The organism is Kocuria turfanensis (genome assembly GCF_001580365.1).
In the GTDB taxonomy this organism is placed as follows: Bacteria; Actinomycetota; Actinomycetes; order Actinomycetales; family Micrococcaceae; genus Kocuria; species Kocuria turfanensis.
The window spans coordinates 1,122,479-1,136,112 of record NZ_CP014480.1; the positions used below are offsets into that span (position 1 = coordinate 1,122,479).

The window sequence follows — 13,634 nt, forward strand, 5'->3', positions numbered from 1 at the left end:
CCGACCCCGACGCTGCGACTCCCCCGCCCCCGAAGCGCCGAGCCCCGTCCACGACGCCGAACCCCCAGCATTGTGGCGGATCCCCATGCTCATTCCTGGGGAGGCGCCGCAACAGCGGGGACTCGGCGCTCAGCGGGACCAGGGTCTGGGGACTCGGCGGGGGCGTGCCGGGGCGGGGCTCACCAGGTGGGCAGCGCCGGCAGCCGCTCCTCCGCCGTGACGCGCCCGGCCTGCCCGCGCGCCAGCCACGCCAGCAGGCCGGCGCGGTCGGAACGGACGCGCGCGGCGCCGTCGCCGATCACCCACTCGTCGCCCTCCTCGGTGACCAGGGTCATGCCGGGGGCGTCCTTGGCGCGCATGGTGCGCACCGCCGCCTCGAGGGCGTCGAGCAGCGAGTCCGGCTCGGCCCGCTCCAGGGTCCAGGCCGTGTCGAGGTCGTGGTGGTGGACGACGATCTCCGAGTTCCGCAGCGCCACCACGGCGGAGGCGGGGATCCGCTTGCCGTGCATGTGCACCTCGTCCACGGCCAGGTCCCCGCCCAGCCGCCGGCACTGCTCGGCGAAGTAGGCCGCGCTCTCGCGGGTCCGGCGCAGCAGCTCCTCGCGGGGCAGGGCGGCGAGCTCGTCGATCTCCCGGTTGCGGGCCTCGGGGGACGCGTAGGGGCGCTGCTCCCGGCCCGTGACGGCCCAGTCGACCAGCCGGACGAGGGCCCGCCCGTTGGAGGCGAGGTGGGCCACGACGTGGGCGCGGCTCCAGCCGCCGCACAGCGAGGGCGCGGCCAGCTCCTCTCCGGAGAGGGACTCGGCCGTGGCGAGGAACCTGTCGGTCTCGCGCCCGAGGCGGGACAGGTCGGTGTGCAGGCGGGTGGGATCGCTCATGGGCCCACCCTATCCAGCGCCGTGTGAGCCCGGCCACCACCGGGGCCCGGCCGCGGGGTGCTCCTCCGGGCGTCAGCGCAGCACGTCGTCGACCGGGCGCCGCAGCGACCGGGGCATCTCGGGGCCGCGTCCGAGGCAGATCACGAGGTCGGGCCGACCGTCGAGGTCCAGCGCCCATGCGAAGCGGCGCCGCCGGGCCGCGTCCTCGACCGGCTGGTTCACGAAGGCGTGGCGCACGCCCAGCGCCGTGGCCTGCAGGGCGAGGCGCTCGTAGCACCGCCCGGCCTCCACCCAGTGCTCGGGGTCGTCGGTCGCGGAGACGAGCACGGCCACGGCGGAGGCGCTGCGGATCCGCCGGGCGTACGCCTCGTTGGCGGGCCCGGTGCGGGAGAGGAGCCGGAACAGCGGGCCGGCGATCCACCGGGACGCCGAGGAGTTGCCCGTCGCGCGCCCGGACAGCCCGTCCCGGGTGCGCACGGCCTCGGCGTCGTCGAAGCGGATCCACTGCTTCAGCTCCCGCACGAACGCCCGGTCGCGCAGCTGGGCCGTGTTGCCCTGCGTCACGTGGTCGACGACCGTCTCCTTGGCCCGGCCGCCGGTCAGCAGGACGGTGCGCACGCCGTTGCCCGTCCCGGCGGAGCGCAGCAGCTCCAGCTCCTCCGGGCCCAGCGGCGTCCCGTCGTACTCCGTGCGCGTGCTCTGGCGCCGCAGGATCGCGTCGAACAGGTCGGAGGCCCGGGCCGGGGCCGGGGTCAGGTCCACCCGCACCCGCCCGGGGGGCGGCCGGTCCTCGAAGCGCACCACCGGCTCCCAGCCGTCCGCGCGCGCGGCCTGGGCCAGGTTCTCCGCGGCGCACCCGAGCGAGGCGTACAGGTGGTGGTCGTCGGGGTCGACGGCGGGGCAGCGCCGCGAGAGGTCGGGCAGGATCGAGATCGTGCGCCCGTCCAGCCGGAACCGCCAGCACTGGATGTCGTGGCTGGACGGCGCCAGGGTCGCGTGGTGGACCAGCGACCGCAGCCGCTCGTGCTCCCCACCGGCACCGGCCGGGGGCCGGCGCCAGGTCTCCCGGACGGCCTCGTCGTGGTCCATGCCGGCTCCTCCCGCGTCCTGGGACGGTCCACGGTCCTCGGCCGTCGTCCGCAGGTCAACACCCGCCGGCGGTGGCCGCCGAACATCCTCCCGGGGTCGGATCAGAGGACCGGCAGCCGCGCGAACGCCCGCTCGGCGGCCCGGCGGCGGGTGGCCGAGAGCTCCTCGAAGGGCTCCAGCACGAGTCCCGGCGAGCTCGCCCGGCGGCTGCGCCCCCAGGTGCCCACCACGCGCCCGCCGGCCACGACCGTGGGCTTGAAGACCCCGTTGGCGCCGGGGACGATGCGCACGGCGTGCCGGCCGGCCAGCACGTGCGAGCGGTCCCCGTAGCCCAGGACGAACTCGTCGAACGGCGGCAGCAGGTGCACCCCCGCGGCCCGGCGGTCCGCCCGCACCGCGGCCCCGAGCACCTCGGGGGCGCACCACAGCTCCTGGCCGCCGGCGTCGTGCACCGCCACGACGTCGTCGAGCACCGCCACCGCGGCGCGCACCGTGGCGCGCGGCAGCGCCGCCCAGCGGGCGGCGTCGGCGACCGTGGCCGGGCCGTGGCTGCGCAGGTAGCGGCGCACCCAGTGCACGACGACGGGCGGCACCCCGGGGGCGGCGGGGGCCTGGCCGGGCTCCTCCCCGGCCCCCGGGACCCAGTCCGCGACGGGGACCACGAGCTGGTCGCGGGCGTCCGCGGCCAGGGGGCCCATGCACAGGGTCGCGTCCAGGTGCAGGGCGAGCATGAGGTGGTAGGCCCGGCCCGGGGCGCCCAGCAGCCCGGCCTCCTCCCACGCGGCGTGCAGCCGCTCCCGGGGCTGGGGGCCGTGGCGCAGCGCCGCCAGGGCGGTCTCCCGGGCGGCGTCCAGGCGCTCGTCGACGCCCAGCTCCCGCCGGCGGGCCGCCGTCGCGGAGACGGTGCGGGGCCCGAGCACGGCCAGCCACGCCCGCAGCTCCTCGGCGGGCACCAGGTGCAGGGTCCCGCGCATGGGCCACGTGCGCACGATCCGGCCCTCGGCGAAGGCCTCGCGCACCGCCGCGGCCCCGGCGCCCCGGCGCAGCCCGACCGACACGAGGGCACCGGGCAGGTCCTGGGCCTGGACGGCCCCGAGGGCGCGCACGACGTCCTCGGGGGCCGCGTCGGCGGGTCGCACGAGCCCGTGGGCGGCCAGCCGGGCGAAGCCGATCTCCCGGTCGCCGAGGACGGGCGGGGACGTCATGCCAGGGTCCGGCCGCGCTGCTCGGGCAGGGCGAACGCGGCGGCCGCGGCCACGAGGAACGCCGCCCCGAAGACCGCGAAGACCACGACGAGGTCGTAGCGCTCCCCGCCCAGGCCCAGCAGGACCGGCACCGACAGCGGGGCGAGGATGGAGGCGATCCGGCCGAACGCGGCGGCGGCGCCGGTGCCCGTCCCGCGCAGCGCGGTGGGGTACAGCTCGGGGCCGATGGCGTAGAGCGCACCCCAGGCGCCCAGGTTGAAGAAGGACAGGGCCATGCCGGAGCCGATCACCTGCCAGGGGAGCACGACGGTGCCGACCGAGACGATGCCGAACAGCACCGCGCTCACCGCGGAGCCCCCGAGGAAGACCGCCAGGGTGATCCGCCGGCCCCAGACCTCGATCAGCCAGGCGGCCGCCGCGTAGCCGGGCAGCTGGGCCAGCGTGATGACCAGGACGTAGCCGAAGGACGTGGTAAGTGTGAAGCCCTGCTGGAGCAGCAGCGTGGGCAGCCAGGTGAACGCCCCGTAGTAGGCGAAGTTGACGCAGAACCAGACCGTCCACAGCGCCCCGGTGCGCCGCCGCAGCCCGGCCGACCAGAGACCTTCGGCCCCGGTCGCCGGCACGGCGGCGGGCTCGGCGGCCCGGGCCTGCCCCTCGGACTCCGCCCGGGACCGGCCCAGGGCCGGGGCGCGCTCGAAGGCGCGCACGGCCGCCTCGGCCTCGTCCGTGCGTCCGCGGCTCTCCAGGAAGCGCACGGACTCGGGCAGCGCCCGGCGCACGACCACCGCGTAGGCGGCCGGCGCCAGGCCGACGACCAGGGCCCAGCGCCATCCGTCCGGGGAGGTCGGCACCACGAAGTAGCCGACGAGGGCGGCCATGATCCAGCCGACGGCCCAGAAGGACTCGAGGACCACCACCAGGCGGCCGCGGATCCGCCGGGGCGAGTACTCGGAGACGAGGGTGGAGGCCACGGGCAGCTCCGCGCCGAGGCCCAGGCCCACCACGAAGCGCAGCAGGACGAGCGCGGCGAGGGAGCCCACCAGTGCGGACGCGCCGGTGGCCAGCCCGTAGACGAGCAGGGTCAGGGCGAACACCTGGCGGCGGCCGATCCGGTCGGCCAGCAGCCCGCCCAGGCCGGCCCCCACCGCCATGCCGACGAAGCCGATCGAGGCGAGCAGGGACAGCTCCCCCGAGCTCAGCGCCCACTGCTGGGCCAGGGCGGCCATCACGAACGACACGAGGCCGACGTCCATGGCGTCCAGCGCCCAGCCGACGCCGGAGCCGACGAGCAGCTTCCGGTGCTCGGTGGTGTACGGCAGCCGGTCCAGCCGCTGCGACCGCGTCAGCGCGGACGTGCTGCCGGCGGGCCGCGGGCTCTCGTGCATGCTCCGGTCCTTCCCCTGTGCGCGGTGCGGCGACCACGGCGGTGCTGGGCTGCCGCGGTGGTGGGGCTGCCGCGGCGCTGCGACCACTGTAGGCGGTCGGCGGACCGGACGGCGCCGGCCGGGCGCATGTCGCCCCGGGCCCGGCCGGGGAGCTGCTCCGCCCCTAGACTGGGAGGGTCCCCACCCACCGGCCCGGCGAGGGAGCCTCCTGTGACAACGGTCGCCGTGTACCTGGTCGTCGCCTTCGGCGCGGGCGCCCTGGCCGTCCTGCTCCGGCTGCCGCCCCTGGTGGGGTTCCTGGCCGCGGGCTTCGTGCTCAACGGCCTGGGCGTGGAGCGGCTGGAGGCCGTGGACGAGCTCGCCGACATCGGCGTGACCCTCATGCTGTTCGGGATCGGGCTCAAGCTGGACGCCCGGTTCCTGCTGCGCAAGGAGGTCTGGGGCACCGCCGGGATCCACATGGTGCTGAGCACGGCGCTGGGCGCCGGCTTCCTGGGGCTGTTCATGCTGGCCGGCCTGGCCCTGCCCGACGCGGACCTGCCCACGCTCGCCCTGGTGGGCTTCGCGCTGTCCTTCTCCAGCACCGTGCTGGTGTTCAAGGTGCTCGAGGAGCGCAGCGAGACCACGTCCCTCTACGGGCGCGTGGCGATCGGCATCCTGATCATGCAGGACCTCGCGGCGGTCGTGTTCATCACCGCCACGAGCGAGCACCCGCCGAGCCCCTGGGCCTTCGGGCTGGTGCTGCTGATCCCGGCCGCCTGGGTGTTCCGCCGGGTCTGGGACCGGATCGGGCACGGGGAGATGCAGGCGCTGTTCGGGGTGGTCATGGCCCTGGTGCCCGGCTACATCGCCTTCTCCGCGGTGGGGATCAAGGGGGACCTGGGGGCGCTGCTGGTGGGCATGCTCCTGGCCTCGCACGCGAACGCGAGCGAGCTCTCCCGGACCCTGTTCACCCTCAAGGACCTGCTGCTGGTGGCGTTCTTCGTCTCGATCGGGTTCAACGGCATGCCCGACTCCATGACGGTGCTCCTGGGGCTGCTGCTGCTGGTGCTCGTGCCGGTCCAGTCCCTGCTGTTCGTGCTGCTGCTGTGGCTGTTCGGGCTGCGCCGCCGGACGTCGCTCCGCGGCGGGCTGGCCCTGGCCAACCACTCCGAGTTCGCCCTGATCGTGGGGGCCATCGGGGTGTCCGCCGGGATGCTCACGGAGCGCTGGCTCGTGGTCCTCTCGGTGGCGGTCGCGGCCAGCTTCGTGGTCTCCGCGCTGGTCAACCGGCGCGGCTCTCCCCTCATCAGCACCCTGGCCCGGCGGCTGCCGGAGCACCCGGAGCACCGGCTGCACCCGGAGGACCGGCCCATCGACATCGGTCACGCCGACGTGCTGGTGCTGGGCATGGGACGGGTGGGCCAGGCCGCCTACCAGGAGTTCTCCGGGGAGTACGGGTTCTCCGTGGTGGGCATCGAGAACGCCACGGACCGGGTCGAGCGGCTGTGCGCCCAGGGCTTCGACGTCCAGGAGGCCGATGCGACCGACCAGGAGTTCTGGGAGCGGGTGATCGCGACCGGCCACGTGCGGATCGCGGTGCTGGCGATGCCCTTCCACGGCTCCAACCTCGTGGCCCTGCGCCAGCTCACGGAGTCGGGGTTCACGGGGGCCGTGGCTGCCGTGGCGCAGTACGACGACGAGGTGCAGGAGCTGCGCGGGCACGGGGTGCGCACAGTCTTCAACCTCTACAGCGGCGCCGGGATCGCCCTGGCCGCGGAGACCGTCGAGGCCCTCGGCCACCGGGCCGACTGACGGCCCGGACGCCCGGGTCCCGCGCCGACCGGACGTTTCCTTTTGCAACACGTTGTCTTCGACTCCCGAACCCAATGTGTGCCAGGTCACTGTTGTGGTACCTTCATAGCGTTCGCACAAATGTTCCTCGGCGGTAACCCCAGAGGTTTCCCGGGCTCCGAGTGCGGAAGTCGAAACCATCGCATGGCCGGCCCGCACGCCGGCCGACCGGGAAATCGGAGACAGCCCATGTCCACATCCCCCTCCACCCGACGCATCACCCTGGCGCTCGCCGCCACGGCCGCGGCCGTGACGCTCACCGCCTGCGGCGGCGACAGCGGCTCCGAGGACGCCACCGCAGCCGGCGGCGACGTCGACTGCTCGGCCTTCGAGCAGTACGGCGACCTCAGCGGCAAGAGCGTGAGCGTCTACACCTCGATCGTGGCGCCCGAGGACCAGTCCCACATCGACTCCTACGCCCCGTTCGAGGAGTGCACCGGCGCGGACATCGTCTACGAGGGCTCCCGCGAGTTCGAGGCGCAGCTGCTCGTGCGCCTGCAGTCCGGCAGCGCGCCGGACGTCGCGTTCGTCCCGCAGCCGGGCCTGATCCGGACCATCGCCGAGGACCACCCGGACGTCATCCAGGCTGTCGGCGAGGACGCCGCGGCCAACGTCGACGAGTACTACGACCCCTCCTGGAAGGAGTACGGCACGGTCGACGGCACCTTCTACGGCACCCCCCTCGGGGCGAACGCCAAGTCCTTCGTCTGGTACTCGCCCGCCATGTTCGAGGAGGCCGGCTACGAGGTGCCCAAGACCTGGGACGAGCTCATGGAGCTCTCGGACACGATCGCCGGGACCGGCGCCAAGCCGTGGTGCGCGGGCATCGAGTCCGGCGACGCCACCGGCTGGCCGGCCACCGACTGGCTCGAGGACACCATGCTGCGCACCGCCGGGCCCGAGGCCTACGACCAGTGGGTCAACCACGAGATCCCCTTCGACGACCCGCAGGTCGTCGAGGCCCTCGACGCGGCCGGGGCGATCCTCAAGGACGACAAGATGGTCAACGGCGGCCTGGGCGACGTGCGCTCCATCGCCACCACGGCCTTCGGCGACGCCGGCCTGCCGATCCTCGACGGGTCCTGCTGGATGCACCGCCAGGCGTCCTTCTACCAGGCCAACTGGCCGGAGGGCACCAACGTGGCCGAGGACGGCGACGTCTTCGCGTTCTACCTGCCCGGCCAGTCCGAGGACGAGAAGCCGATCCTGGGCGGCGGCGAGTTCACCGTCGCCTTCGCCGACCGGCCCGAGGTCCAGGCCTTCCAGGCCTACCTGACCAGCCCGGAGTGGTCCAACGCCAAGGCCCAGGCCACCGAGTTCGGCTGGATCTCGGCCAACTCCGGTCTGGACCCGGAGAACCTGAAGTCCCCGATCGACAAGCTGGCCTACGAGCAGCTGACCGACGAGAACGCGGTGTTCCGCTTCGACGGCTCGGACCTCATGCCCGCGGCGGTCGGCGCCGGGTCCTTCTGGAACGGCATGACCGACTGGATCTCCCTCGGCGAGGACAGCGAGACCGTCCTGGCCGACATCGAGAAGAGCTGGCCGTCCGAGTGACCGCAGGCCGTCCGTGACGCACCGGCGGGCGGGCCGGGTCCCCGCGACCCGGCCCGCCCGCCGCGTGCCACCGGACGGACCCGCGGCGCCGACGACGGCCGCCGGAACCGAGCCCTGAGGAGCTCTTCGTGGACCTTTTGCTGAACGCCGACACGACGGCGGAGAAACTGCTCGTCATGTGCGTGGCGATCCTGCTGTTCGTCGGGGTCACGGCCGCCGTGCTGTGGCTCGTCGACCGCCCCTCCCTGCCCCGCTGGGTGCCCCTGGTGGGCTTCCTCGGCCCCGCCGTGGCCCTGCTGGTCTTCGGGCTGCTGTACCCGGCCGCCCGCACCGTGCTGGGCTCCTTCCAGGCCCGGGACCGGCAGACCTGGGTGGGGCTGGACAACTACCGCACCATCCTGACCGAGGACGGGTTCCAGACCGTCCTGCTCAACACCGCCCTGTGGGTGCTGCTCGTGCCGACCGTGGCCACGGCCGTGGGGCTGGTGTACGCGGTGCTCGTGGACCGGACCCGGTTCGAGAAGCTCGCCAAGACCCTGATCTTCCTGCCCATGGCGATCTCGCTGGTGGGCGCGTCGATCATCTGGAAGTTCGTCTACGAGTTCAAGCCGGACCAGCCCGGCGTCCGGCAGACGGGCCTGCTCAACCAGCTGCTGGTGTGGCTGGGCGCGCCGCCCCAGCAGTTCCTGCTGGACCCGCCCTGGAACACCTTCTTCCTGATCGCCGTGATGATCTGGATCCAGACCGGCTTCGCGATGACCGTGCTCTCGGCGGCCATCAAGGCCATCCCCGACGACATCATGGAGGCCGCGCGGCTCGACGGCGCCGGGGCCTGGCGCATGTTCGCCTCCGTCACCGTGCCCTCGATCCGCCCGGCGATCGTCGTGGTGATCACCACGATCGCGATGGGCACCCTGAAGGTCTTCGACATCGTCCGCACCATGACCGGCGGCAACTTCGGCACCTCGATCGTGGCCAACGAGTTCTACACGCAGAGCTTCCCGCTCGGGCAGCCGGGCATCGGCGCGGCGCTGGCCGTGGCGCTGTTCGTGCTGGTCGTCCCGATCGTGCTCTACAACATCCGGCAGATGAAGCTTTCCGAGGAGCAGCGATGACCACCGCCGCCAACATCCCGCCCGCCTCGCCCGAGGACCTCGTCGAGGACGGCCGCCCGGAGCGCGGCGGCCCCGCCGGGACCACCGTGGTCCCGGGGCGGCGCCGCAGCCTCGGGGAGCGGGCCGCACGGGCGAGGACGAAGCTCAGCTCGCCGTGGGCCTCCCTCGCCGCGGTCGTCATCGCGGTGCTGTGGACCACCCCCACGCTGGGCCTGCTGATCACCTCCTTCCGCCCGGAGCTGGACATCCGCCGCTCCGGCTGGTGGACGTTCTTCGCGGACCCCTCCGTGACCCTGGCCAACTACGAGGAGGTCATCACCGGGTCCGCGACCTCGAGCTTCGCGGCGTTCTTCGTCAACTCCGTGGTGATCACGGTGCCCGCGGTGGTCATCCCCATCACGCTGGCCCTGCTGGCCGCCTACGCGTTCGCGTGGATCGACTTCCGCGGCCGGTCCTGGCTGTTCGTGGCCGTCTTCGCCCTGCAGATCGTGCCGATCCAGATCACCCTGATCCCGCTGCTGACCCAGTACAACCAGTGGGGCCTGTCCGGGTCCTTCTGGGCGGTCTGGCTCTCGCACACGATCTTCGCCCTGCCGCTGGCGATCTTCCTGCTGCACAACTTCATGATGGACATCCCCCGCACCCTCATCGAGGCCGCGCGGATGGACGGCGCCGGGCACGTGACCATCTTCTTCCGGGTGCTGCTGCCCCTGCTGGTCCCGGCGATCGCGTCCTTCGCGATCTTCCAGTTCCTGTGGGTGTGGAACGACCTGCTCGTGGGCCTGACCTTCGGCTCCAACCTCAACGTGGCGCCCCTGACGGTGCGGCTCGGGGAGCTGGCCGGCACGCGCGGCTCGGAGTGGCACCTGCTCTCCGCCGGGGCCTTCGTGTCCATGGTCGTGCCGATGGTCGTGTTCCTGGCCCTGCAGCGCTACTTCGTCCGCGGGCTGCTGGCCGGTGGCGTGAAGGGCTGAGCGCCCGCCGGCCCCGGCGCACGGAGAGGCCCCCGGAACTCCGGTTCCGGGGGCCTCTCTCTGCCCGGTGTCCGGGCGGGTGCGGTGCTACCGGGCGTCGGCGACGCCGGTGGCGGCCACGATCCGGCCCGTGCCGTCGGTGGCGGAGACCACGGCCTGGCCCGCCAGGATCTCCCCGGCCTGCCGGGCCGTGCGCCGGTCCACCTGCAGGGCGACCCCGCCGGCCAGCTCGGGGCGCTCGGCGACGACGCCGGCCGGCAGCTCCGCGACCGTCACCGGCACGCTGCGGCCGCCGGTGACGGTCTCGGCGTCGAGGGCCAGGGCGCCGTCCGGGCCCCAGGTGAGGGACCAGTCCAGCAGGGCCGGGTCCGTGCCGGCCGGGACCGTGCCCGCCGGGACCGCCAGCAGGTCCGCCCCGACCCACGCGGCCCGGTCCGTGCCCAGGTCGGGGCCGGCGGCGGGCTGCTCGGCCTCGCCCGTCCGGGTGCGGATCTCGTGGGTGCCGGCGTCGTACTCGATGGTGGACACCATCCCGTCCTCGGGGACCGATAGGCTCACCTCGGCGCCGTCCACGGCCCCGTCCTGCCCGTACGCCGCGCCGGCGCCGAGGCCCTCCACCACGCGGAACGTGTACTCCCCCGCCGGGATCAGGGTCGTGGACCACGCGTAGGTGCCGTCCCCGTCCGGGTCCTGCAGCCAGGGGCGCAGGCAGTCGGGGGTGCGGTCGGCGGCGCAGCCCAGCTCGTCCTGGAACGTGCCGGAGGCCGTGAGCAGGGGCCCGTCGGCGTCGGTGGCCGCCCAGTGCGTGGCCGGGTCGTAGTAGAACGTCACCGGCCCGCCCGGGGCGTCGTAGCCGATGTTGGCGCCGGCGAGCGCGCCGCCGGCGCCGTAGTTCTCGTCCCAGGCGCGGTCGATCGCGACCTTGTAGGAGTGTCCCCCGGCCGGGAGGTCGAAGGTGCCCTTCCAGATCCCGTCCTGGGGGTCGAGGCGCAGCTGCGCCTGATCGCAGGCGGGCGCCCAGTCGGCGGCGCAGCCCATCTCGGTGTTGTGCGTGCCGGGCACGGAGACCGTGTCCGGCTGCTGCACCTCGCCCACCACCGGGCCCGTGGTCCCGCCGTCCGCGGGGGCGCCGCCCGCACCGGCCACGGCCCAGGCCGAGGAGGCGGAGAGGTTGCCGGAGGAGTCCTTCAGCACGGCCCGGTACTCGAGCAGGGTCCCGTCGGCCACGTCCGCGGCGTCGGGGAAGACCCGGTAGGGGGCGTTGTCGTCCGTGCCCAGCGCCGTCCACTCCTGCGTCCCGGCCGGGCGCACGGCGAAGCTGACCTGGGCGAAGCCGCGGCCGGGGACGTCCGCCCGCAGCTCGGTCCGGCCGTCGGCCGCGAGGTCGGGGGCCTGCAGGCGCACCTGCGGGGCCTCCTGCTCGGGGGCGAGGGCCCGCCCGGCCCGGTACACGACGGTCGACAGCGGGGCGACCTCGACGTCGAGCCGGGCGTCCTTGCCGGACTTGCGCTTGTCCTTGCCGTCCGTCCCGTAGAGGGCGGTGAACTGGGTGTTGTCCGAGGACGTCGGAACGGTCACGGTCCGGGCCTGCTCGGAGTTGTTGGTGACCACCACGTACTCGCGCCGCTCGTCCGCGTCGATCCGGCTGAACGCGTAGACGCCGTCCCGGTCGGAGGAGTACCGGTGCAGCTGCGCGCCGTCGGCGAGCGCCGGGTGGGCCGCCCGCAGCGCGGAGAGCTCGGCGATCTGCTCGTAGAGCGGGTGGTCGGTGCCGTAGCGGTCGGCCGCGCCGGGCTCGGCCGCGATCATGGGCTCCTGCAGGTACTGCGGGACCTGGGTGGCGAACATGTCCTGGCGGGCCAGCTGGTCCCCGCCGGAGCCGATGAAGCCCTGCTCGTCGCCGTAGTAGACCACCGGCTGGCCCCGGGTCAGGAACATCAGCTCGTTGGACAGCTCCACGCGCCGCTGCAGCTGCTCGTCCCGGAAGCCGGCGTCGAACAGCAGCCAGGAGGCGCGGCCCATGTCGTGGTTGCCCGTGAACGTGGGCAGCTGGTAGGCGTTCGAGTCGGCGTCGGTGTAGTGGTCGTCGGCGGCGTAGAAGTCCCGCAGGGACGTGGTCGCGCCGCCCTTGGCGAACTCGAGGGAGCGGGCCTGGAAGCCGAAGTCGATCACGGCCTGGAGCCGGCCGTCCGTGGTGAAGGAGGACAGGTACGCCGGGTCGGCGTCGTAGACCTCGCCGAACATGAAGAAGTCCTCGTTGCCCGCCCGGGCCGCCTCGAGCACCCGGGGGCTGAACTCCTGCCAGAACTCGAGGTTGACGTGCTTGACGGTGTCGATGCGGAAGCCGTCGATGCCCATCTCCGCCCAGGCGGAGTAGATGTCCACCATCCCGTCGACCACCTCGCGGCGCTCGGTGAACAGGTCGTCCAGGCCGACGAAGTCGCCGTAGGTGACGGACTCCCCGGACCAGGTGGAGTCCCCGCGGTTGTGGTAGAGGTTCGGGTCGTTGAGCCACTCGGGGACCTTGACGCCGGCGTCCTCCGGGGAGCGGAAGGTCGGGGTGTAGGGGAACGACGTGGCGGGGTCGGTCGCGGGGAACTCCGGCGAGCCCGCGTAGCCGGCGTCGTCGAAGGGCTCGCCGGCGGCGTCGCGGTAGGGCTCCTCGGCTTTGGGAACGTAGTCGGTGGTGCCCTCGGCGTAGTCGATGACGTCCGCGGTGTGGTTGGTGATGATGTCGAAGTAGACCTTCATCCCGCGGGCGTGGGCGGCGTCGACGAGCTCCTGCATGTCCTCGTTGCTGCCCAGGTGCGGGTCGATCTGGGTGAAGTCGGTGATCCAGTAGCCGTGGTAGCCGGCGCTCTCCGCGCCCTCCTCCCCCTGCACCGGGCGGTTCTTGAAGGACGGGGTCAGCCAGATGGCGGTGGTGCCCAGGCCCTCGATGTAGTCCAGCTTCTCCTGGATGCCCTGCAGGTCGCCGCCGTGGTAGAACGCCTTGTCGGTGGGGTCGAAGCCGTGCTCGAGCCGGTCCCCCTCGAGCCCGCCGGTGTCGTTGGACGGGTCGCCGTTGGCGAAGCGGTCGGCCATCACGAAGTAGAACTGCTCGGAGGTGACCGGGGCGCGCAGGCTGTCGCCGGCCAGCGCCCGGTCCTGCTCGGTGACCTCCTCGCCGGCCACCGCGGCCGGGCGCACGGAGACCGTGTCGGCGGCGTCGTCGAAGCTGAACACCACGGTGGCGGGGCCCTCGAGCACGAGCGGCAGGTTCTCGGCGGGATGGGACTCGTCCCACCCGCCGTCGAGGGCGACCTTGTACTCCCAGGTGCCGGCGGGGACCTCGAAGGTCCCCTCGTAGGTGTCCCCGCCGACGGGGGCGAGGACGGTCTCGGCGCAGGACGGCTGCCAGTCGGCGGAGCAGCCGAGCTCGTCCTGCAGGCTGCCGACGAGGGTCACGGCGGGGGGCGCGGCGGCGGCCGGTGCGGCGGCGAGGCCGACGGCGACCGGGGCGGCGCCGACCGCGGTGGCGGACAGCAGACCGGCCAGGACGGTGGATGGACGACGTTTCACGGTGTCTCCAGGGGGGGTGATGGGATCGAGCAGGGGG

At 73.7% G+C, this 13,634-nt stretch carries 9 protein-coding genes; 4 read left to right on the top strand and 5 right to left on the bottom strand.

Annotated elements, in window-relative coordinates:
- Positions 1–179 precede the first annotated feature (179 nt).
- The 4 genes from AYX06_RS05140 to AYX06_RS05155 form a co-directional block, all read right to left on the bottom strand.
- Positions 180–878 (bottom strand): maleylpyruvate isomerase family mycothiol-dependent enzyme, encoded by a 699-nt coding sequence (locus tag AYX06_RS05140; protein ID WP_062734873.1) that lies wholly within the window; start codon positions 876–878, stop codon positions 180–182.
- Positions 879–950: 72 nt separating this feature from the next.
- Positions 951–1,967 carry an Acg family FMN-binding oxidoreductase gene (locus AYX06_RS05145; RefSeq protein WP_062734874.1) on the bottom strand — a complete coding sequence of 339 codons (1,017 nt, stop codon included), beginning with the start codon at positions 1,965–1,967 and terminating at the stop codon, positions 951–953.
- Between the two features lie 101 nt (positions 1,968–2,068).
- Positions 2,069–3,172: a winged helix DNA-binding domain-containing protein gene (locus AYX06_RS05150; RefSeq protein WP_062734875.1), complete on the bottom strand. Its 1,104-nt coding sequence runs from the start codon at positions 3,170–3,172 to the stop codon at positions 2,069–2,071.
- Positions 3,169–4,557 (bottom strand): MFS transporter, encoded by a 1,389-nt coding sequence (locus AYX06_RS05155; protein WP_062734876.1) that lies wholly within the window; start codon positions 4,555–4,557, stop codon positions 3,169–3,171. Before AYX06_RS05155 ends, AYX06_RS05150 begins: the two co-directional genes overlap by 4 nt.
- Positions 4,558–4,767: 210 nt before the next feature.
- Here AYX06_RS05155 and AYX06_RS05160 point away from each other — a divergent pair, with 210 nt between their 5' ends.
- The 4 genes from AYX06_RS05160 to AYX06_RS05175 all read left to right on the top strand — a co-directional run bounded on the left by AYX06_RS05160 (position 4,768) and on the right by AYX06_RS05175 (position 10,036).
- On the top strand, positions 4,768–6,351 hold the full coding sequence (locus tag AYX06_RS05160; protein ID WP_062734877.1) for a cation:proton antiporter domain-containing protein: 1,584 nt from the start codon (positions 4,768–4,770) through the stop codon (positions 6,349–6,351).
- A gap of 228 nt (positions 6,352–6,579) precedes the next feature.
- Positions 6,580–7,947 carry an ABC transporter substrate-binding protein gene (locus AYX06_RS05165; protein ID WP_062734878.1) on the top strand — a complete coding sequence of 456 codons (1,368 nt, stop codon included), beginning with the start codon at positions 6,580–6,582 and terminating at the stop codon, positions 7,945–7,947.
- A gap of 128 nt (positions 7,948–8,075) precedes the next feature.
- Positions 8,076–9,062, top strand: coding sequence for a carbohydrate ABC transporter permease (locus AYX06_RS05170; RefSeq protein ID WP_062734879.1), 987 nt, complete (start codon positions 8,076–8,078; stop codon positions 9,060–9,062).
- Positions 9,059–10,036 (top strand): carbohydrate ABC transporter permease, encoded by a 978-nt coding sequence (locus AYX06_RS05175; RefSeq protein ID WP_084271461.1) that lies wholly within the window; start codon positions 9,059–9,061, stop codon positions 10,034–10,036. Before AYX06_RS05170 ends, AYX06_RS05175 begins: the two co-directional genes overlap by 4 nt.
- 87 nt (positions 10,037–10,123) lie before the next feature.
- On the opposite strand, the gene AYX06_RS05180 is transcribed toward AYX06_RS05175, so the two are convergent.
- Complete coding sequence (locus tag AYX06_RS05180; protein ID WP_062734880.1) at positions 10,124–13,597, bottom strand: alpha-amylase family glycosyl hydrolase; 3,474 nt, start codon at positions 13,595–13,597, stop codon at positions 10,124–10,126.
- Positions 13,598–13,634: the final 37 nt, after the last annotated feature.